Origin of the sequence: Dactylosporangium sp. NPDC000555, from assembly GCF_040300025.1 — a bacterium.
Taxonomy (GTDB): Bacteria; Actinomycetota; Actinomycetes; order Mycobacteriales; family Micromonosporaceae; genus Dactylosporangium.
The window spans coordinates 1-24,769 of the sequence record NZ_JBEPDB010000111.1; the positions used below are offsets into that span (position 1 = coordinate 1).

The following is a 24,769-nucleotide window of genomic DNA, read 5'->3' on the forward strand; positions in this document are numbered from 1 at the left end:
GCCACCGCCCGCAAACACGGCGTCAACGCCCTCGACGCCCTCACCCAGCTCCACAACGGACAAGCCTGGACGCCCAAAACCAGCTGAACAGTTACCAAGATTCTTCTCCATGGTGAGGACTCCACGTGATCACATACCGTGCCATGGTCGACGTGCCCAAGGAACTGGTGGCCCATGCCACCGCGCTCGTGCTCACCCAATTCGAAAACCGAGACCTACGCAGTTCTCACTGAGATCACCTCAATGGGCTGCGGCGTACCCGGCCACGGTTCGCGGCGGCCGCGACCGTGCGGCCGCGGTGCGCCGTATGCTGACCGCCATGCTCGACAGGCCGCTGCTGTCCCGGGATCCGCGCGTTCGGCGCGTCGAAGGCGTGCACGGGCTCATCGCCGCGGGCGATGACGACGGCCTCGCCGCGGCGCTGGTCGACCTGGCCGCCGCCAACCACGACGAGTGGCACCTCGACGGCGCCGAGGCGCGCGACGCGGTGCGCGCACTGCCCGCCGGCCGCCGGCACGCGCTCGTCCTGCGCCTCGTCGACCGGGCCGCGGCCGGCGTCCCGCCGGTGCGCGTCGACGCCCTGCTCATCCACGCCGCCGAGGGCATCGGCCCGGACGCGCTGTCCTGGCGGGCCGCGCGCCACCTCTTGGACATCGCGGCCGCGAGCGAGACGATCCTGCCCGGCGTGCTGGCCGTCCTCGCACGGGTCGCCGAGCGCGAGACCGGGGTCGCCCCGCCCGCGCTGCTGGCCGTGATGCGGCGCACCGCCCAGGAGTACACCAAACGCTGGCCCGCCGACCTGTGGGCGCCGATCCAGCCGTGGCTTGCGCGCACCGCCGGCACCCTCAACGCCGGGGAGCCCTGGGCGGAGGCCGCCAACGCCCAGGCGCCGGCGGGGGACCTGCTGCCGCACGCCCTGGCCGCCTCCGGCGCGAGGCCGGCCGTGCGCTGGTCGAGCCGCGCCGTGCGGCTCACCGCCGACCTCGGCGGCGAGGAGTGCCGCGCGCTGATCCGCGGCTGGCTGGCCCTGGTGCCGCGCCCGCGCACGATCCCGCTGCGCCGGGCCGATCGCCGGGACCCGAACGAGGTGCCGGACCCGTACAACGCCCTGGCGCTGCGCGGCCTGCTGTACCTGCTGGCCGTGACGCCGCCGCACCCGGACGACGTGCCGGTCGTCGGGCGGCTCGCGCAGTACGCCGCGCAGAAGGTCCCCGGCCACGGCCCCCGCAGCCAGATGATCGTCCACGCCTGCGTCTACGCCCTGGAGCGCTTCAGCACCGTCCCCGCGCTGCGCGAACTGACCCGGCTCCGCTCGCTCGGCCAGCCCCCGGGCATCGCCGCCGCCCTGGCCGCCGCGATCGCGCGCCGCTCGGTCGCCCTGGGCGTCGACCCGGCCCGCCTCTGACCCCGCCGCGCACCGGACGGGAATGCGCGCGGCGGTGCGGGTGTCGTACCCGGCATGAGTTCACGGATCGTGTCCTGTGCCCGATGCCGCCAGCGCAACCGGGTGCCCGCCTCCGCCGCGGGCAAGCCGGTGTGCGGCAAGTGCCGGGAGGCGGTGGCGTGGATCGTCGACGCCGACGACGCGACCTTCGGCCAGGTGGCCGAGCGGTCCTCGACGCCGGTGCTGGTCGACCTGTGGGCGCCGTGGTGCGGACCGTGCCGGACGGTCGGGCCGGCGCTGGAACGGGTCGCCGGGGACCTCGCCGGCACCGTCAAGCTGGTCAAGGTCAACGTCGACAACTCGCCCAGGCTGTCGCGGCGGTTCGACGTGCGGGCCGTACCGACGCTGATGATCATCAAGGACGGCAAGGTCGTGGCGCGCCAGACCGGTGCCGCGTCGGCCGCCGCGCTGCGCTCGTGGGTCGAGCGGACCCTGGCGTCGGCGTCAGCGGCGAAACGGCCGTAGCGGGCGCCCCTCGGCGGACCCGCTACGCCCGGACGTCGCCGAACCGTACAGTGTCACGTGCGGGAGCGCCCCGGCCCGGCACCGGCCCGGGCGCCCCCGTCCCGGCCCGCGCCGGACGCCGATCGGGACCGGGACACTCCAGCCGGGTCAGCAGCCCTTCAGCACCCGCCCGCATCGGGCGGCGGCGGCCGGCGCGACGCTCGTGGCCAATCCGGCCGGGGTGTCGCCGATCGCCGTGTCGTTGAGCCAGATCACGTAGTCACCGCGCCGGACGGCGATGATGTCCGCGGTCACGGAGATGCCGACGGAGGCCGTACCGGTCATCCGGAGCCCGACGCTCTCGTCCCCGAGCCCCGCCGGCGGCTGCGTGGCCGCGAGCCGGAACCGCACCGAGACGCCCGCCAGCTGCTGGTCGAAGCTCTCGCACGCCGCCACCGTGCCGCGCAGCCGGTTCATCGCCTCCTTCGCGCCGCCGGCCGGGAACCGGACGATCGCGTCCGTGAGGTACGGGCCGGCGGCGCCCTTGGCGTACGTCACCGCGGCCGCGGTCGTATCGTCGGTCGTCATCGGCTCGAGGGCCGGGCAGCCGGGGAAGTTTCCACCGCCGATGTTCACCTTGCCGCTGTGGCCGGCCGCGGCCGCCACGGGGACGAATCCGGCCGGCACGTCGGCGTTGCCGAGCAGCCCGTCGCGGGGATCCTCGCTCATCCCGCCGCCGGACGGCGTGGTCCCCGGCGCCGCGCTGCCGGTCGCGCTGGGGCTCGGTACCGGGATCAAACTGCCGGCCGCGCCCGTCGCCGGGGCGGATGGGCTCGCGGTCGATCCGGAAGGGTTGCCGGGCAAGGGGCTTCGGGTGTCGGCGGCCGCCTCCAGGCCCGTGCCGGCGGGACGGCGCGGCCCCGGATCGGCGTTGGCGTGGGCGGAGCATCCGGTCAGGGCAAGCGCCCCGAGAACCAGCAGCACAGCCCCGTTCCTGCGATGCACCGCACGTCTCCTCTCCGCAGCGGCCGTATCAACCCCGACGCTACGGAGCCCGGCGCGCGGCCGTACCCGAAATTTCGTTTTCGGCCCACAATTGTGGGAAATTTCGGGCGATGCGCGGTACCGGTGACCAAGCACCGGTACAGCCGTTGAAGCGCCCGGGCCTCAGCCTGCGGCGGGTACCGCCCGGATCGGCGCGTGCCCGGTCGGGCCGAACGAGACGTTGTCGCTCGCCGTGACCGTCACGCCGCCGGCCTCGAAGCGGCACCGGTAGGTGCGCGCGAACGGGCCGTCGAGGTAGGCCACCCGGAACGTGTACTCGAACGGGTCGGTCCACCCGCCGGTGCTCGCCGTCGGCCAGTCGGTGTGCCACTCGCCGTCGCGGCAGACGTGCTCGTGGACGCCGGTCTCGTCCACGATGGTGACCAGACCGGGCGCGAAGGTGATCGCCCGGATCGTGGGCGGCCGCTCGTTGCTGGGCCGCCAGTCCAGCGGCTGCGAGCTGCGCGGGCGCTCCACCACGAACGTCCCGCCCGCCGCGGCCTCTGGCGAGCCGGGCGAGCCGCCGCGGATCGCGGGCACCGCCAGTCGCTCGAGCGCCGCGGCGTCGACCGTTTCCGTGTCGTGCAGCAGGTGCGCCCAGACCAGGTCGAGCACGGCCCGCATGTCGGCGACGCCGGCGGTGAGCGCGAGGACCGCGTCCTGCTCCGGCATGACGACGCAGAACTGGCCGAACGCGCCGTCGCCGCGGAACGCGCCGTGCCGGCAGCGCCAGAACTGCAAGCCGTACCCCTGGCGCCAGTCCTCGCTCTTGCCGGCCTCGGCGTTGGAGACGTGGAACCGGGTCGCCTCGGCCGCCCAGCCGCCGGGCAGGATGCCGCGCTCGTCGCGCAGGTACAGCTGGCCGAACCTGGCGACCTCGGATGTGCGCGCCGCCATGCCCCAGCCGCCGGTGTCGAGGCCCGCCGGGCACTGCTCCCACGTCACGTCCCCGAACCCGAGCGGGTCGAACAGCCGCGGCCGCAGATAGTCGACCAGCCGCCGGCCCGTGAGCTGCTGCACGATCGCGGCCACCATGTAGGTGGCGCCGCTGTTGTACACGAAGTGGGTGCCCGGCTCGCGCGTGACCGGCAGGTCCAGGAACGCGCCGGCCCAGTCGTCCCCGGAGCTGATCAGCGGCGTGGTGTCCACGACGTGCCCGGTGGTCATCGTGAGCAGGTGCCGCACGAGCATCCGCGGGTCACCGCGCCCGCCGAAGTACTTCGCGACCGGATCGTCGAGCGCCATCAGCCCCTCGGCGACCGCGAACCCGACGGCGGTGGACGTGAAACTCTTGCTGATCGAGAACAGCTGGTGCGGCACGTCACCGCGGTAGGGATGCCAGTATCCCTCGGCGACCACCTCCCCGCCGCGCATCAGCACCATGCCGTGCAGGGCGTCGACGCCCCGCTCGGCCGCGTCGAGAAAGGACCGCACACTCACAACCGCAGAGCCTAAACCCCGGTAGGGCTCGCTCCAAGGCGACGTTCGTGGACCGGCTCGCCGTCGATGAGGACCAGGTCGGCGCGCACGTCGTGCAGCGGGGTGTCCGGGGCGAACGGGTCGCGGTCGAGCACGACCAGGTCGGCCTGCTTGCCCGGGGTCAGGTCGCCGATCTGCGCGTCGAGGCCGCTCACGTACGCCGAGCCGGCCGTGTACGCGCGCAGCGCCTGCTCCAGGGTCAGCGCCTGCTCCGGCAGCATCGGCGTCCGCGCGTCCGGCCAGCCCGACTCGGCCGAGCCCGGCGGCTCCGTGCGGTGCACCGCCACGTGGATCGCCGGCCACGGGTCGGGAGTGCTCACCGGCCAGTCGCTGCCCGCCGCGAGCCGCCCGCCGGCCCGCGCGATGGCGCCGAACGGATACTGGTGCCCGGCCCGTTCGGGGCCGAAGTACGGCACGCACAGGGTGTCGTTCTGCTCGTGGTGGGTGGCCCAGAGCGCCTGGATGTTCGCCGTCACGCCGAGCGCGCCGAAGCGCGGCACGTCATCGGGGTGCACGACGTGCAGGTGCGCGATGTGGTGGCGGCCCGTGTTCCCGCTCGCGGCCACGGCGTCGAGGCACTCGCGCACCGCCCGGTCGCCGATCGCGTGGAAGTGCACCGCGAACCCGGCCCGGTCCAGCTCGGCGACGTGCTCCCGCAGCCTGGCCGGGTCCACATTGGACGTACCGCAGCCACCCGGACCCACGTAGGGCTCGAGCATGGCGGCGGTGAAGTTCTCGGCCACCCCGTCCTGCATGATCTTCACGATCCCGGCCCGGAACCGCGGCCCCGCCCCGGCCCGCGCCCGGCGCCGCACGAGCTCCGGGATCTGCTCGGCCCCGCGGTCGCGCTCCCACCACAGCGCCCCGGCCACCCGGGCCCGCAGCCGCCCCTCGCGGTCCGCCCGCAGATAGGTGCCGAGCTGGTCGCGGGCCCCGGCGTAGGCGCCGACGATGGCGTCCTGCCAGCCGGTGACGCCGAGGGAGAACAGGTACCGCTGCGCCTCCATCAGCGCGCGGTCGTAATCCTCGTCGGTGTCCTGCGGCAGGAGCGGCGCCACGAGGTCCATGGCCGCCTCGTGCAGCACCCCGGTCGGCGCGCCGCAGGGGTCCCGCTCGATGCGCCCGCCGGCCGGGTCCGGCGTGCGCGCGTCGATGCCGGCGCGTTCGAGCGCGGCCGAGCTGACCCAGGCCGAGTGGTGGTCCCGGTTGGGCAGGAAGACCGGCCGCCCCGGGGCGACGGCGTCGAGGTCCTCGCGGCGCGGCAGCCCGCCCGGGAACACCGACATCGACCACCCGCCGCCGGTGACCCACTCCCGCCCCGGTACGGCCGCGGCGTAGTCCCCGACGGCCCGCAGGTACCCGGCCCGGTCGTACAGCTGGGAGAGGTCGCACCGCAGGCGTTCGAGGGCCCCGCTGACCGGGTGTACGTGGGCGTCGTGGAAGCCGGGCATGAGCATCCGCGCCCCGAGCTCGACCACGTCGTAGCGCTCGCCGCCGAGCGCCGCCCGCACGTGGGCCTCGCCGCCGACGGCGAGGATGCGCCCGTCGCGCACGGCGAGCGCCTCGGCGCGCTCCCCGCCCAGACCGGTCCAGATCGGACCGCCGGTGAACATCAGCCCACCCATGCGCGCCTCCCGGGGTCTCAGCGGGTGCTGCCGAACCTACCGCGACCGGCGCCGGGCCGGCGATTGCTCGCCGGCCCGGCGGCATGCCGGTCAGACGCCGCGCAGCTCGCGGTCCCGCCACGCGGTGGCCCACGAGGTGCGGCCGTTGGTGCGCAACAGCGACCCCTCGTAGATGCGCGCGCCGACCAGCAGCGCGCCGGCGGTGGCCAGGGCGAGCAGCGCGAGGGCCACGAACGGCTCCCAGCCGGCCGCGTCGCCGCTGAACAGCCGCACCGGCATCGCGGTCGGCGCGGACAGCGGCACGTAGGACAGCACCCGCATGGTCACCGGGTTGCTGTTCAGGAACATCACCAGGAAGAACGGCAGCATGACCGCGAGCTGCACCGGCATGCTCGCGGTGTTGACGTCCTCGACCCGGTTGACCAGCGCGCCGACGGCGGCCCACAGCGACGCGAGCATGATGAAGCCGAGGACGAAGAACGGTACGAACCAGCTCATCGCCGGGGCCAGCAGCGGCAGCAGGTTGCCCGCGTCGTCGGTGAACTGGGCGCCGGCCACGCTCGCCACCGCTATCAGCGCCACCTGGGCCAGCGCCAGGATGCCGCCGGCGGCCACCTTGCCGATCAGCAGCGCCCGTACCGGCACGGCGGCGACCAGGATCTCGGCCATCCTGGTCTGTTTCTCCTCGGTCACGCTCTGCGCGATCTGGAGGCCGAAGGTGAGCGACGTGAAGAAGAAGACCAGCGCGAACAAGAACGGCACGAGGTACATGGCAAACGCGTCAACCGCATCAGGATTCAGCAGTCGTACCTCGGGAGCGGCCGACAGCGCCCGCACGACGTCGTCCGGCGCGGACTTCATCGCGAGCACCTCGGGCCGGGCGCCCTTGTCCACGACCGCGGCGTCGGCGTCCCCGTCACGCACCAGCCGCTCGGGGTCCTCGGCGACCTTCACCTTGAGGCCCGAGTCGCGCAGCCTGCCCTCGTACGGCGAGGACTGCGCCACCGCGACCGTGGACGGCCCGCCGGAGAGCACCGCCGGCAGGATCGTCAGGGCGGCCGCGAGCAACAGGAAGAACAGCGTGCTGAACAGGAACGTCTTGTCGCGCAGCTTGACCTTCAGCTCCCGCGCGGCGACGAGGCGGACGGCGTCGAGCAGGTTCATTGTGTCACCTCTCGGAAGATCTCGGCGAGCGACGGGACGACGGGGCCGAACGAGCGCACCGGGCCGCGGGACAGCGCCTCCCGGAGTACGAGCTGATCGTCGGCGCCCTCGGCGAGGTCGAAGACGGCCCGGTCGCCGTCCAGGTCGAGCAGCGTGACGCCCGGCTGGTCGCGCAGCCAGCCCGCGTCGCCGTCGACGTGCAGCTCGTAACGCGGCTGGGCGAACGAGGCCCGCAGCTCCGTCCGCGTGCCGGTGGCCCGGATCCGGCCGGCGCCGATGATGACGAGCTCGTCGCAGAGCCGCTCGACCACGTCGAGCTGGTGGCTGGAGAACAGCACCGGCACCCCGGCCGCGGTCCGCTCGCGCAGCACCGCCACGACGACGTCGACGGCGAGCGGGTCGAGACCGGAGAACGGCTCGTCGAGGACGAGCAGCATCGGGTCGTGCACGAGCGCCGCGGCGATCTGCGCGCGCTGCTGGTTGCCCAGCGAAAGCTGCTGCAGCTGGTCGTCGGCCCGAGCGCCCAGCCCGAGCCGGTCGAGCAGGTCCGTGACGTTGCGCCGCACCCGCTCCGGCGACAGGCCGTGCAGCCGCCCGAGGTAGATCAGCTGCTCGCGGACGCTCATCTTCGGGTACAGGCCGCGCTCCTCCGGCATGTACCCGATCCGCCGGCGGTCGTCCTTCGTCAGCGGCGCCCCGTGCCACGTGACCGTGCCCGCGTCGGCGGCCAGCACGCCGAGGATGATCCGCATGGTCGTGGTCTTGCCGGCCCCGTTGGCCCCGACGAACCCCGTCATCCGGCCGGCCCCGACGTCGAACGTGACGTCGGTCAGCACCTGCCGGTCGCCGAAGCGCCGGTCGACCCCTTTCAGTTGCAGTGCGTCGCTCATACAGATCACGCTAGGCGCCGCGGCCGCCCGGCGAATCCGGCTCGCGATCGACCCTCCGGGTCCGTCGCGCGACGGACCCCGCGCGCAGCGCGACGGACCCGCGTTCAACCGGGCACCAGGGTCTGTGGAACCGGCCCGGGTGCGGGATGATCGGGTGCGGGCGGAGGCGGGGGAGGTCGCGGTGCAGCGGTATGTCGAGGTCAATGGCGTGCGTACGTGGTACGACGAGCGTGGCACGGGTGAGCCGGTGGTGCTGCTGCACGGCGGGATCGTCGACTCGCGCTGCTTCGCCGGCAACCTGGACGCGCTGGCCGGATCGTTCCGGCTGTACCTGCCGGAGCGGCGCGGCCACGGGCACACCCCGGACCCGGGCGGTCCGCTCAGTCCGCAGCTGATGGCCGCGGACACGATCGCGTTTCTGCGGACCGTGGTGGGCGGACCCGCGGCACTGGTCGGCTACAGCGCGGGCGCGGTGGTGGCGCTGCTGACCGCGCTGGCCCGTCCGGACCTGGTGTCCCGGCTGGTGCTGATCAGCGGCGCGTTCCACCAGAACGGCTGGCTGCTGCCGCCCGCCTCGCCTGCGGACATCCCGCAGATCATTTACGACCAGCATGCCGAGGTGTCGCCGGACGGGCCCGGGCACCTGACGTCCGTCATCGAGCGGATCACCGCCTCGGCCGAGGCGGGCGACCTGGCGCTGACGGCGGCCGAGTTGCAAACGGTGGGCTGCCGCACGCTGGTGCTCGTCGGCGACGACGACGTCGTCGCCCTGGAGCACACGCTGGAGCTCTACCGCGGGCTGCCCGACGCCGAACTCGCTGTGGTGCCGGGCGCCACGCACATGCTGCTGAGCGAGAAGCCGCAGCTGTGCACCGGCCTGGTCGCGACGTTCCTGGGCGGGCCACCGGCACCGACGCACATGCCGATCCGCCGGGCCTGACTCAGCTCAGGGCGTCGGACCGGCGTTCAGCGCGACGGGCCCGGGGTGACCACGCCGTGCTCGTACGCGAACACGACCGCCGCCGTGCGGTCGCGCAGCCGCAGCTTCGTCAGCACCCGGCTGACGTGCGTCTTCACCGTGGCCTCGCCGAGGTGCAGGCGCACGGCGATCTCCGCGTTGGTCGCCCCGCCGGCCAGCTCGACGAGCACCTCCCGCTCCCGCGGCGTCAGGTCGCTCAGCCGCGCCTCCCCGCCGCCCCGCGCGGTGCCGCGCCCGGGCCGGGCGAACGCCGCGATGACCCGGCGGGTCAGCTCCGGCGCGAGCAGCGCGTCCCCGCGCGCCACGATCCGCACGGCGTCGATGAGCGCCTCGGGCGTACCGTTCTTGAGCAGGAACCCGCTGGCCCCGGCCTCCAGCGCCGCGAACAGGTAGTCGTCCCGGTCGAACGTGGTCAGCATGAGCACGGCGGGCGTCGACCCGGCGGCGGTGATCTCCCGCGTGGCGGCGAGCCCGTCGAGCCCCGGCATCTCGACGTCCATCAGCAGCACGTCGGCCTCGGTCGACGCCGCCAGCTCCACCGCCTGCCGCCCGTCCGCCGCCTCCCCGACGACGTGTAGGTCGTCCTCCGTCTCGAGGATGACCCGGAACCCGGTCCGGACGAGCTGATGGTCGTCTGCGAGCAGCACCCGAATCACGCCCGCACCATATACAGCCCCACGCTCTCGCCGAAATGCGGATCATGACCCGCGGGGCGGGGGTTCGGCGATCGTGACGTTCCCGCGCACGATCCGCCGGTCGTCGCCGGCCCCGGCGGCGAGCACCACAAGGCGCGGCACGGTCCCTGCCCGCCCCCCTGCGCCGTCGTCAGGTCGCCCGGCCCACGTCGGCCCGAGCGGCGAGGACCATGTCGCATGGGCGATCCCTCCACCGGGCACCGTCCCCAGGCCGGCGCCGCGGGATCGAGTGCTGGCCGCCAGCGGCGCCAAGGTGATGACGCGCCCGCTGGCGATGATCTCGATCTGGTCTGCCCCGGCTGTGGCGGCTAGCGGCCCGCGCGTGACGCAGTGCGGCCCGCTGTGCGATGTGACGTGTCGCCCGGCGGTGAGGTCGATCTGGTCTGCCCCGGCTGTGGCGGCTAGCGGCTCCCGCGTGACGCAGTGTGGCCCGCTGTGCGATGTGACGCGCCCGCTGGCGGTGATCTCGACCTGGTCCGCCCCGACCGTGGCGACCAGCGACCCCTGCGTGACGCAACGCGGCCCGCGGCGCGACATGCGCCTGCGCCGCCGTGATCGGGCGCAGGGCGGCCATCCGGGCACGGTCGAGGTCAGGTCGGTGCGGCGGCGGCGGTCGGGCTCGGCGCCGAGCGGTTCTGACGGCTCGGACGCGGTTGGGCTCGGCGCGGGCGGGTCGAGGCTCGGTCGCGGCTTCGGCGTGAGCGGGTTGGGCGCGGTCGGGTTGGGCGGGGCCGGGGCTCGGCGTGGTCGGGGTCAGGTGGGTGGGGCGGTCGCGGGTGCGCGGTGCAGTGGGAAGCGGGCTCGGACGCGGAAGCCGGGGGCGCCCTTGCGGGGGCCGGTCTCCAGGACACCGGCGTGGGCGGTGACGCGTTCACGCATGCCGATCAGACCCAGGCCGCCCGTCTGTTTGCGGGTCGAGCCGCGGCCGTCGTCGGCCACGTCGAGCTCCAGCTCGTCGGCGTGGTAGCGGATCCGCACGTCGAGCTTCGTCGCGGACGCGTGCTTCAGGGTGTTGGTCGCGGCCTCCTGGACGATCCGGTATCCGGCCAGGGACAGCGACTCCGGCAGCTCGACCGCGTCACCGTAAACACCCAGGCTCGTCTCCAGGCCCGCGTGCCGCACCGAGTCCAGCAGCTCGGCGATCCGGTGCAGGCCCACGGCGGCCGGGGCCGTCGCGGGGGAGGAGTCGGGGGCGCCCCCCGGGGCCGGGACGGCGGACCGGGCCGCGGACCGGCCGCCCGCGGAGCCGGCGGTCGAGAGCGCGGACCGAGGAGCCGGCGAACCGGTCGCGGCGTGCGCGGGCGAGAGGCCGGCGGTGGACGCGGCGCCTGGGGACGTGGCCGACACGCCGTGCGACGCGGGCACACTGCCGGGTGCGGCTGGCGAGTCGCCCGGTGGCGCCGGTGTGGAGGTGGCGCCGGGGGAGACGGCGGCCGTGAGGGACGGCGGCGGCGGTGGGTCGTTCTGGCGGAGGAGGCCCAGCATGCGGTGCAGCTCGTCGACCGCGGTGCGGGCGCTCTGCTCCACCGCTGTCAGGGCCTGCTTCGCCTGGGACGTGTCGCGGTCCAGGACACGGCGGGCCGCCGAGGCCTGGACGCCCATCACCGACACGTGGTGCGCAACCACGTCGTGCAGCTCGCGGGCGATGCGCATGCGCTCGTGCAGGACGGCGCGCGCGGACTCCTCCTCCTTCGCGGACAGCAGCTCGGCGGCCTGGGCCTCGACCTGGTGGCGCCGGCGCTCGGCGATCCAGGCGATCTCACCGAAGAAATACGCGAAGCCGAATATCAGGATGTTGACCAGGACGCCGTTGATCGCGGCGGCGAGGATCGGGGACACCGGGCCGTGGGCGCCGGTGAACTCGGCGGCGGAGAGCCAGGGCAGCGCGATGAAGTAGGAGATGCCGAGCCAGGCGAACATCGCGGCGATGACGCCCCCGCGCAGCCAGGACGAGCGGCGGTGGTCGCGGCCCCAGGCGCCGAGCGTGTAGATCGCGGCGAACAAGGCGCCCGAGGTCAGCTGTTGCTCGGGGGCGTGCCGGACCTGACCGGCGATGAACGCCACCGCCACCACGACCGTGATCACCTCGGGCGAGCGGCGCCGCCAGCACAGCGGGAGCGTGACGAGGACGGCCCACAGGACCTGCTCGATCAGTGACGGCGGGCGGTCGGACATGAACATGCCGACGCTGCGGGCCATGATCAGGTTGACCAGCGTGACGGCGGTGACGACGAGCCCGATGACGACGTCGATGCGCAACTGGCGCTCGTGCGGCCGGGGGCGCTGCCAGCCCTCACCGGCGGCGATCGTTTCCTCGGCGACCATCGCACCCACCCCTCCCCTGGTGACTCCGCGCAGTCTACGGGTGGGGTGTGACAGTCGCTTGCGGGATACTCGACCGAGAGCGAGCACGATTCGGATCAATATGTTCAGGGGGATGACAATGGCCGAATCCAGATCATCCGCGCCGATGTGGACGGTTGCCGGGTTGGTGGAGGCGCCGGCGCGGCAGGTGGCGGACGTCCTGTTCGCCATCAGGCCCGGTCGGGTGTCCGAGGACAACGCCCTGCTCCTCTGGGTGACGTACCAGCCGTTGTGGAACAACGTGGCGCTCGCCCTCGACGGCGGTCCCGAGGAGTACACGCTGCGGCTGGGCGACGATCCGCGCGGCTACACCAGGATGACGCTCGACCGCCCGCGCGGGATGATCACGTTGCAGGGCAACTGGTGGTACCGGGGGCAGCACACGATCGAGTCGCACGAGCGCGGCGCGGCCGTTGTGTACCGGGTCTACAACATGGCGTCCGGCCTGGGTCGTTTCACGGTACCGCTGATGCAACGGGGCTTCGGCAAGGGCATGGCCAAGGGCCGGCAACGGCTGCTGGACGCACTGGGTGAACGGCTGCATTGCAACACCGCCCCACTTCCGTAACCGACGGGCGTTGTCCGGGCGGCGGCAGGAACGTGGTGAGCTCAGCGCTCGCCGGGCCCTGGTCGAGACCCGGACAGCACGACCGGCTATCGCCGCTGGCATGGCTATTGTCGCCATGCCGGCGGACGGTGGAGGCCCGACGAGAACGCCGACCACTCCCAGCGGTTGCCCAGGCCGAATCAGTCGGCGGGCTTGCCGAACCAGCGGGAGAGGTGGTCGTCCAGGTCCTGCTGATCGTCGCCGATCCAGGCGACGTGGCCGTCGGGGCGTAGCAGGACGCACGGAGCATCCAGTGCCGCTGTGGGATCCCCGAGGTAGTCGACCCGGTCCGACCAGCCGCCGGCGGTCAGGCGTTCGGTGCGGTCCAGCAGCAGGCCGCGGCCGCGGTGCAGCAGACCGTAGAGGTGGCCCTGTCGCACGTCGATGTCGCGCAGGCGGCGGCCGAGCAGGTCGGGGCCTGCGCCGAAGTCGTAGCGGATGCCGATCGCGGTGATCTTCTCGATGAGGTAGCGGTTCACCTCGTCGAAGTCCATCAGCTCGGTGAGCAGCCTGCGCACGGCCCGCGCGCCCGGTTCGGCGGACAGCAGTTCCGTCTGGGCGCGGGTGTTGTCCAGCACGTCCTCGGCGACCGGATGACGTTCGGCCTGGTAGGTGTCCAGCAGTGTTTCCGGCGCCCAGCCGCGGACCTGTGCGGCCAGTTTCCAGCCGAGGTTGCATGCGTCCTGAACGCCCAGGTTGAGGCCCTGCCCGCCGATGGGTGGATGAACGTGTGCCGCATCGCCGGCCAGCAGCACCCGCCCGACCCGATAACGTTCGGCCAGCCGTGTGGCATCCCCGAAGCGGGACAGCCATCGCGGGGAGTGCACGCCGAAATCGGTTCCGGCGATGGCGCGCAACTGTTGTTTGAAATCCTCGAGGGTGGGCGGTTTCGCGCGGTCGCTGACTCCCGCGGCGGGGACGACGACGCTGTAGACCCCGACGCCTGCGGGCCGGAGCCAGAATCGCTGATGGGGCTCGCGGATTTCGGTCACCTTGGCGGCGATCTCCTCCTGCGGCACACCGACTTCCATCTCGCCCATCAGCGTCTCGGTCCGCGAGGGCTCGCCGGGGAAGCCGACGCCGAGCAGTTTGCGCACCGTACTGCGCCCGCCGTCACAGCCGACGAGATAGCGCGAGCGCAGCCGTTCCCCGCCGGCCAGCTCGACGGTCACGCCGTCGTCGTCCTGATCGAAATCGGCCACCGCACAACCGCGCCGGACCTGCGCACCCAGTTCGATCGCATGTTCTTCGAGCAGGTGAACGATGACCGGCTGCGGGATGCCCAGCAGATAGGCGTGCGCGGAATCCAGGCCCTCGGGCGCGGGTTTGTCGATGGCGGCGAAGAAGCCGCCGGCCGGACGCTGTCTTCCGCGTTCGAGCATGCGCTCCAGCAGCCCGCGCATTGCCATCAGCTCGATACTGCGAATATGCAGGCCGACGATGCGGGCGAACGACACGGGCTCGGTTTCCTTCTCCAGGACGAGTACCCGCACGTCGTGCAGCCGCAGTTCCGCGGCCAGCATCGCACCGGTCGGCCCGCACCCGGCAATGATCACATCGGACGGCGACGGCTCGGCGGTGAACTGCGCAGCGTGCATAGGTGTTGCCTTTCGGGAGTGCCTTGTTGACGGCGCTCCCGGCGACACCTACGTCAATCGCCAGACCGTGACGGGAAGGGGGAGCACCCACATCGATGCAGCGTTCATGGGTCTCACCTCCTCGGGCGGCGTCACGGGCAGCTGCAAGCTACTAGCCCGAGCATCATCCCGTCCAGTCCTTTCCGAGGCCGTGAACGCCGTGGAGGCTTTTGTCAATCGTTTACGGATCGACGGACGGTCGTTGGATGTCGGCACTCTGACGCGTGATCGTATTGATAAATCTTGACCAAACGTCGATCAGCGACTATGAATGTGCATCGAGAGCGCTCTCCCGTCCTCTCCGCCACCGAACGGGAGACACCATGCCCCGATCCCGCAAGGTCGACCGGCTGCGCGCCGGCGCGGGAGCCGCCCTCCTGGGCAGCACCCTCGCCGTGGTGCAGTTCGCGGCCCCCGCGCTGGCCGCCGACCTCAACCTGACCCAATACGTCAACCCGCTGATCGGCACCGACGACAGCAACTCGCCGAACCCGGTCGGCGGCGGCGCCGGCGGTAGCACGTTCCCGGGTGCGACCGTGCCCTTCGGCATGCTCCAGTTCAGCCCGGACACGCCGACCGCGTCCCCGTCGGGCTACCGCGACAGCGACCGCACCATCGAGGAGCTCAGCCTCACCCACTTCAACGGGGCGGGCTGCCCGAACAACGAGGACATCGGGCTGCTGCCGGTCACCGGCGCGCTCGGCTCGTCGCCCGGCACGTCGTGGACCGGCTACGCATCGGCGTACACCAAGAGCAACGAGGTCGTTCAGGCCGGCTACTACAAGAACCGCCTGGACAAGTACTCGACGAACGTCGAGGTCACCACCACGACGCGCACCGGGGTCATGCGCCTGACGTTCCCGTCGACCAGCCAGGCCCGGCTGCTGGTCAACACCAGCCGCAGCGCGACGGGCAACCGCAGCGGCAGCATCAGCATCTCCGGCAGCGACGTCACCGGCAACGTCACCGCCGGCGGGTTCTGCGGCTCGTCGAAGACCTACCCGATCTACTTCTCGATCCACTTCGACCGCGCCCCGGCGTCGTTCGGCACCTGGAACGGCTCGACGATCACCAACGGCTCGGCGAGCACCAGCGGCACCAACACCGGCGGCTTCGTCACCTGGGACACCACGAGCAACGCCGTGGTGAACGCGCAGATCGGCGTCTCCTTCGTCAGCGTCGCGAACGCCACGGCCAACCTCAACGCCGAGACCGCCGCGTTCGACACCGCGCGGACCAATGCCGGCAACGCCTGGAACAGCGCGCTCAACCGCGTCCAGGCCACCGGCGGCAACGCCACCGAGCTGCAGAAGTTCTACACGGCGCTGTACCACGTGATGCAGAACCCGAACGTCGCAAGCGACGTCAACGGCCAGTACCGCGGCTTCGACAACGCGATCCACACCGCGTCCCACCCGGTCTACCAGAACTACTCCGGCTGGGACATCTACCGCTCGTGGGCCGCGCTCGTCGCGTTCATCGCGCCCGACGTCACCAGCGACATCATGAAGTCGATGGTCCTCGACGGCCAGCAGGGCGGCCTGCTGCCCAAGTGGTCGCAGCAGACCAACGAGGACTTCGTCATGACCGGCGACCCGGGCCCGATCATCGTCGGCAGCGCCTACCAGTTCGGCGCCCGCGACTTCGACACCGCCGCGGCGCTGCAGCTGATGAAGAACGCGATCGCCGGCGGCGGCGCGCAGGGGTCGCCGATCCGCGGGCGCGAGTCGGAGTACGAGACCAACCACTTCATCGCCGGGGCGCCCTCGGACTCCCTGGAGTACTCCGCCTCGGACTTCGCCGTGGCCCAGTTCGCCAAGGCGCTCGGCGACACCGCCACCTACAGCTCGGCGATGACCCGGGCGCAGTACTGGCGCAGCTCGTTCTCCGGCGAGTCGGGGTACATCCACCCGCGCAACAGCGACGGCAGCTTCGCGTGGCCGCTCAACCCCGCCCAGGAGAGCCCCTACACCGAGGGCAACGCCACGCAGTACACCTGGATGGTCCCCTACAACTTCGCCGACCTGATCTCGCTCATGGGCGGCCCGCAGACCGCGAGGCAGCGTCTCGACCAGCACTTCACCGAGCTCAACGGCGGCCTCACCCGGCCGTATTTCTACATCGGCAACGAGCCCGAGCACGGCGTGCCGTGGGCGTACAACTTCGCCCAGTACCCGGCCGGCACCTCCGCCGCGGTGCGGCGCGTCATGAACGAGTCGTTTACCACCGGCGCCGGCGGCCTGCCCGGCAACGACGACCTCGGCGCCACGTCCGCCTGGTACGTCTGGTCGGCGATGGGCATGTACCCGGCCACGCCCGGCGCGGACACCCTCGCCGTCCACGGGCCGTCGTTCCCGTCGATCCTCATCCAGCGGCCCGGCGGCAACGTGCAGATCAACGGCGGCAGCTCCACCTCGCAGTACGTGCGGAGCCTCACGCTCAACGGCGCCACGGTGTCGCGCAACTACCTGCGCTACCCGGACCTCGCCGCCGGCGGCACCCTGCAGTACACAATGGGCACCAGCCCGTCCCCGTGGGGCACCGGCGCCGGCGACGTCCCACCGTCCTTCACCGACGGCGCGACCCAGCCGCCGACCCCGCCGAACCTTGGCACCAACCTTGCCCTCGGCAAGACCGCCACGAGCTCGGCCACGTGCGCCACGGCCGAGTCGGCCGCGAAGGCCGTCGACGGCAGCCTCTCCAGCAACAGCAAGTTCTGCTCCGGTACGGCACCGCGGTTCCTGCAGGTCGACCTCGGCACCAGCCAGACCGTCGGCTCCGTGGTCATCGAGCACGCCGGCCTCGGCGCGGAGAACACCGGCTGGAACACCGGCGCGTTCACGATCTCCACCAGCACCGACGGCAGCACCTGGAGCCAGGCGATCTCGGTCACCGGCAACCGGTCCAGCCGTACCGTGCACCAGTTCACGCCGCGCACCGCCAGGTACGTCAAGCTCGACATCTCCACGCCCGCCAACGACGGCAACGGCGCGGCCCGCATCTACGAGCTCGAGGTGTACAGCGCCGGCCCGACCGGCAACCTCCTGCTCAACAAGCCCGCCACCGCCGACTCGAGCTGCGCGGCCAGCGAGGGCCCGGAGAAGGCCGTCAACGGCAGCGTCTCCGGCGGCTGGAGCGACAAGTGGTGCTCGAAGGGCGCCAACCGCTGGCTGCGGGTCGACATGGGCGCCTCGACGCACCTGGGCTCGATCGTGGTCAAGCACTCCGGCGCCGGCGGCGAGTCGGCGAGCTGGGACACCCGCGACTTCGACCTGCAGGTGTCCGGCGACGGCAGCACCTGGACGACCGTGGCCTCGCCGCGCGGCAACACCGCCGACGTCACCACACACGCCGTCAACATCACCGGCCGGTACGTGCGGCTGAACGTCATCACGCCGGCGCAGAACGGCGACCCCGCGGCGCGCATCTACGAGCTGGAGGCCTATTCCTGACCGATCGGGTCGAGTCGTTCACGGAGGAGCGGCGGACGCCGCTCCTCCTCAGCGGCGGACGCCCTCCTCCTCAGCGGCCGAGCGCCCGCGCGACCGCCGACACGATCTGATCATCGTCCGCGCCGAGGAGGCGCGCCTCGCGCACGAACGCGGTCGCGTGGTCGCGCAACGCCTCGGCCGGATCCGGCCGGAAGGGAGGTGCCGCCGCGACGCGCGTTCCGCCACCCCGCCGGGAGACCACGATCCCGGCCGTCTCGAGTTCACGGTACGTCCGGGCGACCGTGCCGACGGCGAGCCCCAGGTCCGCCGCGAGCTGACGTAGGGGTGGGAGGCGGTCGCCCGGGGCCAGCACACCGAAGCGGACCAGCTCGATCAGTTGGCGGCGCAGCTGCTCGTACGGTGGCGTGGGATCGTCGGTGACCACCGTCAACGCCGGACGGTCGGTCACGGCGTCCGCACCCGCGGGTCGGCCCCGTCCATCGAGGTCAATACCGCGGCTACGCACCAGCTCGCCATGGCCAGTGACGCGGGAACCAGTGCGAGCAGCCCCCAGCCCGTAGTCGTCCACCACGCCGGCGCGCAGGAGATGCCGTGCAGGCCCCCGGCCGCGGTCAGGCTGACGCCGGCGAGAGGGATGGCGATGAGGATGCCGACGCCACCGGTAACGGTGCGGGCCGCGCGCCTGCGCAGCGCGTCGTCGCCGGCCAGGTCGCCGGCACTGCCGGATCGCGGCCGGCGGACGATGGTGCGCGCGGCGACGTACGCCAGCAGCAGGCCGACCAGCAGGACAACCGCGAGCCGGCCGGTGTAGAACGAGCCCGGCCACGGGCCGTGGCTCTCGAATGTGTCGGACGTGCATTGCCGGCCGAGCGAGCGTCCCGGGCGTCCCATGTCATCGGTTCTGCCGGCCGCCGTCGTCGAGATGAGCAGCACCAACAGCATGCCCCCCGTGGCGGCGACCGTCCGGCTGAGCTGACGCGGCAGGTAGTCGTGGATGCGACGGACCTCGACAGCCGCGGTCCGCGTCGGCCCGCGCGGTGGCCGGACCGTCAGCTCCCCGGCGAGCACGCCGAGGAGGGTGCACAGCCCGAACAGCGGTGCGGCCAGCAACAGCCCCGTGCCGAGGTCGCCGGATCGGGCGGCGGTGATGCCGGCGATCAGGCCGATCGTCACGCCCGCCCATCGCAGCACGGCCGTGCGCCGGGCGACGGCCCTGGGGATGCCGGCCGCTTCGCCGGCCGGTCGGCGCGTGACCCGCCGTGCCAGCAGCACAAGCAGGCCGCATGCGATCAGGCCGGCCAACAGCACCTCGAACGACAGTGCGGCCACGAGCATCCTCTTTGTATTAGGGGAGTGATACAAGGAGGATGGACTGCCGCACCACTTGTGTCAAACACTTGGTACATTATCGGGGTCGCGGGCGCGGAGGTACGCGTCCAGGTCGGCGGCGCCCTTGAGCATGGCGCGGCCCCGGGCGGACAGGCGGGCCTGCCAGTCGCGCAGGGTCGACTCCAGCGGGGCGACGCCTCCGGCGGAGCGGACCTGAGCGATCAGCGGGGCGATCTGCTCCAGCAGGTAGCCGCCCCGCCTGAGCTGGTGGGCCAGCCGGACGTCCCGCACGTCGGCCGCGCTGTAGATCCGGTAACCCGTCCGCGGATCGCGGTGCGGCCGGACCAGCCCGGCGTTCTCCCATTTGCGCAGGGTGGCGGGGCGGAGGCCGAGCCGCCTGGCCAGCGGGCCGACGAACGTGTCGCCGCGTTCCTGCGGCACGGGCGCCAGCTCGCGCAGCGCGGCTTCGACGGCCTGGAGCGTGCGGCGGTCGTCGAGGAGCTGGCCGTGGCTTTGGTCGATGAGCCGCAGCGCGTCCTCGGTGGCACCCCGGTTGACCGCCCGCATGATCGACGTGGCCGTCTGGTGACCGTGCCCGGGCACGAGGGCGAGGAACGCGCGCAGGGCCCGGGCGTGCAGCGGCGTGTAGGTGCGGTAGCCGTGGACGGTGCGCTCGGCGGCGGGCAGGATGCCGGCGTCCTCGTAGTTCCTGATCGCCTGGGTGGACAGGCCGTGCTCGCGCGCCAGGTCCACCGGTCTCATGGGTGCATCATGGGGTCAGCGGCGGGTCCGGCGCCATAGCAAGAGCCCGGCACCGAGCACGACGGCGGCGATCGGGGTGGTCAGCGCGGCCGGCCAGGGGCCGCGCTGCGGGCCGCGGGCGTGCCGGACGGTCGCGTCGGACAGCAGGCCGGTGGCCAGCCGCAGGTCGGCCACCCTGCAGGTCTGCATGCCCAGCTCGCAGGTCGATCCGGTGTCGAAGCTGGACAGTGTCCGGCGGGGGCCGTCGCGCAGTGGTACCTCGGTCAGGAACAGGTGGCCGACGTCGTTCGTGGTCGCGGCGACCAGGCTGCTGGCCGAGCGCCAGCCCAGGACCTGGACGACGCCGTCGACCGGTGCCGGCGGTTGCGGGCCGCCGTCGTCAGCGACCGGGATGAAGCTGACGCTGCCGGCGTTCGACAGGAACTCGCCGAGGTCGGTATTCCCGCTGGAGGGCCCGTCTCCTCGCCAGGGCACGGTGGCGAGGAACCGGCCGTCCGGCGACCAGCCGACGTTGGCGACCAACTCGCGATCGTCCCTGATCTTGATGGTGCCGGACTCACGGCCGTCGAGATCGAGCAGGTGGACGGTCCGGCCGACCTGCACGGCGAGCCGGCGGCTGTCCGGCGCGAACGCCGCCGTCCAGGCCGGTTTGCCGGCCGCCAGCTCGGTGCTCCGCCCGGTCGTCAGGTCGAGCAGCCGTAGCGTGCCGCCGCGGGCCACCTCGGAGTCGACGAAGTTGACGGTGCCGTCGGAGCCGGTCAGCGTCGCGGCGCTGTAGGCGACGTAACGGCCGTCGGGCGACCATGCCAGCAGGCGTACCCCGACCGGGCCGTCGATCGGGATCGATCGCCGCTTACCGGTACCGAGGTCGACGAGGACCAGGTCGCTGATCGCACCGCGGTTGTCGCCGAGCAGGACGAGGGTGCCGTCCGGGGCGAGCAGCGCCGACGGCAGGTCGCGCTCCTGCATGGCGTCGACGCGGCGATACGTGTCCCGGTCGGCCCCGACCACGAGCGGCTGGAACATGTTGAACAGCTCGCCGTTGCCGTAGGTGTAGAGCGCGATCGCGCGGCCGGCCGGCGCCTTGGCGACGGTGCTGGTGAGCGTCGAGTACCCGGCGAACCGATCCGGCAGGCCGGGCTCCCGCGTCGGTGCGCCCGGCCGGGTGAGTGGCTGCGTGAACGGCACGGCCGCGACGGCGAGCGCGAGCACGACGAGCACCCACACCGCGGCGGTGCCGATCCGGCGGCGGCGCGCCGAGCGGCGGCCCCGGGTGAGCACCGTGTCCAGGTAGCCGTCCCGCATCGGCGGCGCCGGGTCGTCCGGCAGGGTGGCGAACAGTTCTCTCATGACGCGTCCTTCCCCTCCGGCACGTAGTTGGGCAGCAGGCGGCGCAGCGCGGTGATGGCGTACGACGTCTGGCTCTTGACGGTCCCGGGCGAGCAGCCGAGTATCGCCGCGGTCTGGGCGACGTCGAGGTCCTCCCAATAGCGCAGAACCAGCACGGCGCGCTGGCCGCGGGACAGCTTGGCCAGCGCGGCCAGCACGTCGACACGCTGCTCGGCCCCGCCGATCGGCGACGCCGCCAACTCGGGCAGCGTGTCGACCGGCCGCACCCGGCGGTTCCAGGCGCGCTCCCGCTCGGCCAGGTACGCATGGACCAGCATCGTCCGCACGTACGCGTCGATCGACTCCGCCGCCGTCGCCTTCCGCCAGTGCCGATACAGCGCGACCAGGCAGTCCTGCAAGAGATCGTCCGCGGCCGACCACTGTCCGCACAGCCGGTACGCCAGCCGCCGCAGCGACGGCGTGCGTGCCCGCACGTAGTCGACGTATTCCCGTTCATCCCGCAACCCGGCCTCCCAGAGCATATGAGTGGTCCAGGACGCGAATCGGTTGTGGGCCGGTCGGAGACGATCGTGCGGCCGGCGGCATCGCCCGGGACGCCGCGCGCCCGACGCCGACCCGGCGCAGGCGCGCGGCGGGGTGACTCAGGCGAAGTCGGGCACGGCCTCGAGCGCGTGCTCGACGCGGCCCTTGGGCTCCTCCCACAGCTCCTGCCGGCCGAGCGGGGTCAGGTCCAGCAGCGAGTAGGCGCCGCCGAAGTCGGTGCCGCGGGCGTACGTCGAATAGGTGTGGTAGATCTCGCCGCCGGCGGCCAGGAAGCAGCTGAACCCCGGCAGCTCCGGCGACTCCACCACCGGCAGCGACCGGTAGTTGTACACCGGCGGCTTGACCGCCTCGTCGAACGACACGTCGAAGTCGAAGTTGAAGTCGTCGCCGTACGACGAGTACCACGGGACCTGCCAGCCCCGCCGCTCGCGGTAGCCGGCGATCTTGGCGTACGGTGCGCGGGACACCAGCACGAACGTGGTGCTGCGGGCGGCCAGGTGCCGCAGCAGCGCCGGGGAGATCTCGTCGACCGACGCCGTGCAGCTCGCGCAGGCGTCGTCCCAGCTCGGATCGAACATCACATGCTGCACGATCAGCTGCGGCCGCCCCTCGAACAGGTCGGCGAGCGTCACGTCGCCGGACGGTCCGTGGAAGCGGTACGGCTTGTCGATGCGCACCATCGGCAGCCGCCGCCGGTCCGCGTTGATGCGGTCCAGCCGGTGCCGTGCCTCCTTCTCCTCCTCCAGCAGCGCCCGCCGTGCGGCGAGCCACTCGTCCCGGTTGACGATCTCCGGAAGTGCCATGTCGGTCGGCCTCCTCGTGTCGGTGGTACCTCTGCACTGGTACGACCGACGGATACCCGCGATTCGGACGCTTCCGCACGAAAAAATCTCAGCCCGGCAACCCCGCGCGGGTGATGTCGCGCCAGGCGTGGCCGTCCGGCAGGTGCTCGTGCAGCCAGCGCCGGCGGTCGGCGGGCAGGGCCGGCAGCGCCAGCTCGAGGTCGGCGGTGTCCTTGTCGCGGGCGCCCTTCGCCTTGAACAGCAGCACCAGCTCCGGGACGAGATACGGCACGCCGTCCGCGGACGTCCGGATGATGTCGCGGTAGGGGAGGCGCAGCGCGGCGTCGCGGCGGCTGATCCAGGTGTCGCCGTCGTGGGGCTCGCGGAAGACGTCGAGCACGAACGCGCCGCTGTGCGGGTCACGCACCCACGTCTGGTGGGACTCCTGCCACGTCCGGCCGCCCGGCGGTGCCAGCTCGAAGCCCGCCAGCGCGGCGCGGACCTGGTCGAACGCGCCCTCGGGGACGGCGATCTCGATGTCCTCGTGCGCGCGGGTCTCGCGGCCGTGCCACAGGTCGAGTGCCCAGCCGCCGGCGACGCACCAGGGTGCGGTGACGCGCCGCAGGCGCCGGGCGACCTCCGCGGGAGGCCACGGCTCCCACCGCCCGTCGGCCACGGCCTACGCTCCGGCGTGGAGCCGGCGGACGAGGTCGACGTAGCGCTGCTGAGCGTCGGCCTGCCCGGTGCCGGCCAGCGCTTTCCAGGCGTCGTACTTGGCGCGGCCCACCGGGTCGAACACGCCGGGGCGGCCGCCGTCCACGTCCCCCTGGGTGCCCTGCTTGTAGAGGGCGTACAGCTGGAGCAGCACGTCGTTGCCGGGGCGCCGGTCGAGCTGCTTGACGTCGGCCTGCGCGCGCTCGAACTCTTCGGTCACGGACATGCCGGAAGCCTATCCGGCCGGATCCGCGGCGGTATGCAGCGGAAGAAAATCGGTCACCGAACCGATGTGGGCAAGATCTGCCGGGCACTATCATCCGACCACGCCGGCAGACCGACGAGGGCGGGGATGATCGACGTGCATGACCGGATCGCGGTGGCGTTCGAGGGCGACGGGGCGGGCGAGGGCGCGCTGTCGTGGGGGCAGCAGGACATCTGGCGGGCGATGGTGCGGCAGGAGTCGTGGCTGCCCAACGGGGCGTGGGGGCCGCTGCCGCCGGGCACGACGCTGGACGAGGTGGCGGATCGGCTGCGGTACCTCATGAGCCGCTTCCCGACGGCGCGCACCCGGCTGATCCTCGGCGCCGGCGGCGGCCCGCGCCAGGTGGTCTCCGGCGCGGGCGAGATCGCGCTGGACGTCGTGGACACCGGGGGACAGGACCCCGCGGAGCTGGCCGAGGAGCTGCGCCTGCGGCTGCAGGACGCGCCGTACGACTTCGAGCGCGACTGGCCGATCCGCATGGCGGTCGTGCGCCACGAGGGCGAGCTCACCCACCTGGTCGTCGTCATGTGCCACCTGGTCACCGACGGCTTCGGCGCCCAGGTGCTACTGGAGGAGCTGGACAAGCGGCCGGAGACGCCGGTGCCCGACCTGCAGCCGCTGGAGCAGGCGCGCTGGCAGGCCTCGGCGGGCGGTGCGCGGCTGAACGGCATGGCGCTGCGCCACTGGGAGTCGATCCTGCGCGGGATGCCGCTGCGACGGTACCCCGAGTCGGCCGACCAGCGTTCCCCGCGACACTGGCGCGGCGAGTTCCGCTCGCCGGCGCTGAGCCTCGCGCTGCGCTCGATCACGGCCCGGACCGGGGTCGCGTCCGCGCCCGTGCTGCTGGCCGTGTTCGCCGTCGCCCTGGCCCGGGTGACCGGCCTGGACCCGGTGGTGGTCCGGCCCATGGTGAACAACCGGTTCCGGCCGGGCCTGGACCGCGTGGTGTGCATGCTCGCGCAGTACGGCCTGTGCCGCCTGGACGTCGCCGGCGTCTCGTTCGCCGAGGCGATCGACCGGGCCCGGCGCTCGGCGCTGAGCACCTACAAGCACGCGTACTACGACCCGGCCGCCCTCGACGACCTGGTCGCCCGGGTGGTCGGCGAGCGGCCCGGCCTGCAGCTGCCGTGCTACTTCAACGACCGCCGCGACGAAGCGGCCACGGCCGGCGTGCCGGTGCCGTCGGCGGCCGAGGTGGCC

The 24,769-nt window shown here is 72.7% G+C and carries 22 protein-coding genes; 6 read left to right on the forward strand and 16 right to left on the reverse strand.

Annotated elements, in window-relative coordinates:
* The first annotated feature begins 319 nt into the window (after positions 1 to 319).
* Both ABT297_RS38800 and trxA read left to right on the forward strand, forming a co-directional pair.
* Positions 320 to 1,405 carry a hypothetical protein gene (locus ABT297_RS38800; protein WP_350557689.1) on the forward strand — a complete coding sequence of 362 codons (1,086 nt, stop codon included), beginning with the start codon at positions 320 to 322 and terminating at the stop codon, positions 1,403 to 1,405.
* Between the two features lie 54 nt (positions 1,406 to 1,459).
* Complete coding sequence (trxA, locus tag ABT297_RS38805) at positions 1,460 to 1,909, forward strand: thioredoxin (RefSeq protein WP_350557691.1); 450 nt, start codon at positions 1,460 to 1,462, stop codon at positions 1,907 to 1,909.
* 147 nt (positions 1,910 to 2,056) lie between these two features.
* Here the strand turns inward: trxA and ABT297_RS38810 are convergent, their stop codons facing one another.
* The 5 genes from ABT297_RS38810 to ABT297_RS38830 all read right to left on the reverse strand — a co-directional run bounded on the left by ABT297_RS38810 (position 2,057) and on the right by ABT297_RS38830 (position 8,090).
* Positions 2,057 to 2,893: a hypothetical protein gene (locus ABT297_RS38810; protein ID WP_350557693.1), complete on the reverse strand. Its 837-nt coding sequence runs from the start codon at positions 2,891 to 2,893 to the stop codon at positions 2,057 to 2,059.
* A 162-nt stretch (positions 2,894 to 3,055) separates the two neighbouring features.
* Positions 3,056 to 4,372: a serine hydrolase domain-containing protein gene (locus ABT297_RS38815; RefSeq protein ID WP_350557695.1), complete on the reverse strand. Its 1,317-nt coding sequence runs from the start codon at positions 4,370 to 4,372 to the stop codon at positions 3,056 to 3,058.
* Between the two features lie 11 nt (positions 4,373 to 4,383).
* On the reverse strand, positions 4,384 to 6,036 hold the full coding sequence (locus ABT297_RS38820; protein WP_350557697.1) for an amidohydrolase: 1,653 nt from the start codon (positions 6,034 to 6,036) through the stop codon (positions 4,384 to 4,386).
* A 90-nt stretch (positions 6,037 to 6,126) separates the two neighbouring features.
* On the reverse strand, positions 6,127 to 7,200 hold the full coding sequence (locus tag ABT297_RS38825) for an ABC transporter permease (protein WP_350557699.1): 1,074 nt from the start codon (positions 7,198 to 7,200) through the stop codon (positions 6,127 to 6,129).
* Positions 7,197 to 8,090, reverse strand: coding sequence for an ABC transporter ATP-binding protein (locus tag ABT297_RS38830; RefSeq protein WP_350557701.1), 894 nt, complete (start codon positions 8,088 to 8,090; stop codon positions 7,197 to 7,199). Before ABT297_RS38830 ends, ABT297_RS38825 begins: the two co-directional genes overlap by 4 nt.
* A gap of 139 nt (positions 8,091 to 8,229) precedes the next feature.
* On the opposite strand from ABT297_RS38830, the gene ABT297_RS38835 reads away from it, so the two are divergent.
* Complete coding sequence (locus ABT297_RS38835; RefSeq protein WP_350557703.1) at positions 8,230 to 9,030, forward strand: alpha/beta fold hydrolase; 801 nt, start codon at positions 8,230 to 8,232, stop codon at positions 9,028 to 9,030.
* A gap of 26 nt (positions 9,031 to 9,056) precedes the next feature.
* Here the strand turns inward: ABT297_RS38835 and ABT297_RS38840 are convergent, their stop codons facing one another.
* Complete coding sequence (locus ABT297_RS38840; RefSeq protein WP_350557705.1) at positions 9,057 to 9,725, reverse strand: response regulator; 669 nt, start codon at positions 9,723 to 9,725, stop codon at positions 9,057 to 9,059.
* Between the two features lie 792 nt (positions 9,726 to 10,517).
* Complete coding sequence (locus tag ABT297_RS38845) at positions 10,518 to 12,089, reverse strand: sensor histidine kinase (protein WP_350557707.1); 1,572 nt, start codon at positions 12,087 to 12,089, stop codon at positions 10,518 to 10,520.
* Positions 12,090 to 12,234: 145 nt separating this feature from the next.
* Here ABT297_RS38845 and ABT297_RS38850 point away from each other — a divergent pair, with 145 nt between their 5' ends.
* Positions 12,235 to 12,696 (forward strand): hypothetical protein, encoded by a 462-nt coding sequence (locus ABT297_RS38850; protein ID WP_350557709.1) that lies wholly within the window; start codon positions 12,235 to 12,237, stop codon positions 12,694 to 12,696.
* Between the two features lie 179 nt (positions 12,697 to 12,875).
* On the opposite strand, the gene rox is transcribed toward ABT297_RS38850, so the two are convergent.
* On the reverse strand, positions 12,876 to 14,333 hold the full coding sequence (rox, locus tag ABT297_RS38855) for a rifampin monooxygenase (RefSeq protein WP_350557711.1): 1,458 nt from the start codon (positions 14,331 to 14,333) through the stop codon (positions 12,876 to 12,878).
* A gap of 362 nt (positions 14,334 to 14,695) precedes the next feature.
* Between rox and ABT297_RS38860 the strand changes: the two genes are divergently transcribed.
* Positions 14,696 to 17,824, forward strand: coding sequence for a GH92 family glycosyl hydrolase (locus tag ABT297_RS38860; protein WP_350557713.1), 3,129 nt, complete (start codon positions 14,696 to 14,698; stop codon positions 17,822 to 17,824).
* 70 nt (positions 17,825 to 17,894) lie between these two features.
* On the opposite strand, the gene ABT297_RS38865 is transcribed toward ABT297_RS38860, so the two are convergent.
* The 8 genes from ABT297_RS38865 to ABT297_RS38900 form a co-directional block, all read right to left on the reverse strand.
* Positions 17,895 to 18,272, reverse strand: a complete 378-nt coding sequence (locus ABT297_RS38865; protein WP_350557715.1) for a GntR family transcriptional regulator — start codon at positions 18,270 to 18,272, stop codon at positions 17,895 to 17,897.
* Positions 18,269 to 19,153 (reverse strand): hypothetical protein, encoded by an 885-nt coding sequence (locus tag ABT297_RS38870; protein WP_350557717.1) that lies wholly within the window; start codon positions 19,151 to 19,153, stop codon positions 18,269 to 18,271. The genes ABT297_RS38865 and ABT297_RS38870 overlap by 4 nt, the downstream gene beginning before the upstream one ends.
* Before the next feature lie 60 nt (positions 19,154 to 19,213).
* On the reverse strand, positions 19,214 to 19,915 hold the full coding sequence (locus ABT297_RS38875) for a TioE family transcriptional regulator (RefSeq protein WP_350557719.1): 702 nt from the start codon (positions 19,913 to 19,915) through the stop codon (positions 19,214 to 19,216).
* A 15-nt stretch (positions 19,916 to 19,930) separates the two neighbouring features.
* Positions 19,931 to 21,265, reverse strand: coding sequence for a WD40 repeat domain-containing protein (locus tag ABT297_RS38880; protein WP_350557721.1), 1,335 nt, complete (start codon positions 21,263 to 21,265; stop codon positions 19,931 to 19,933).
* Complete coding sequence (locus ABT297_RS38885; protein ID WP_350557723.1) at positions 21,262 to 21,768, reverse strand: SigE family RNA polymerase sigma factor; 507 nt, start codon at positions 21,766 to 21,768, stop codon at positions 21,262 to 21,264. The genes ABT297_RS38880 and ABT297_RS38885 overlap by 4 nt, the downstream gene beginning before the upstream one ends.
* Positions 21,769 to 21,906: 138 nt before the next feature.
* Positions 21,907 to 22,611, reverse strand: coding sequence for a DUF899 domain-containing protein (locus ABT297_RS38890; RefSeq protein WP_350557725.1), 705 nt, complete (start codon positions 22,609 to 22,611; stop codon positions 21,907 to 21,909).
* Between the two features lie 88 nt (positions 22,612 to 22,699).
* Complete coding sequence (locus tag ABT297_RS38895; protein ID WP_350557727.1) at positions 22,700 to 23,266, reverse strand: nucleotidyltransferase domain-containing protein; 567 nt, start codon at positions 23,264 to 23,266, stop codon at positions 22,700 to 22,702.
* 3 nt (positions 23,267 to 23,269) lie between these two features.
* On the reverse strand, positions 23,270 to 23,530 hold the full coding sequence (locus ABT297_RS38900) for an acyl-CoA-binding protein (protein ID WP_350557729.1): 261 nt from the start codon (positions 23,528 to 23,530) through the stop codon (positions 23,270 to 23,272).
* Between the two features lie 126 nt (positions 23,531 to 23,656).
* Between ABT297_RS38900 and ABT297_RS38905 the strand changes: the two genes are divergently transcribed.
* On the forward strand, positions 23,657 to 24,769 hold a 1,113-nt coding region (locus ABT297_RS38905; protein WP_350557731.1), incomplete at its 3' end, for a condensation domain-containing protein.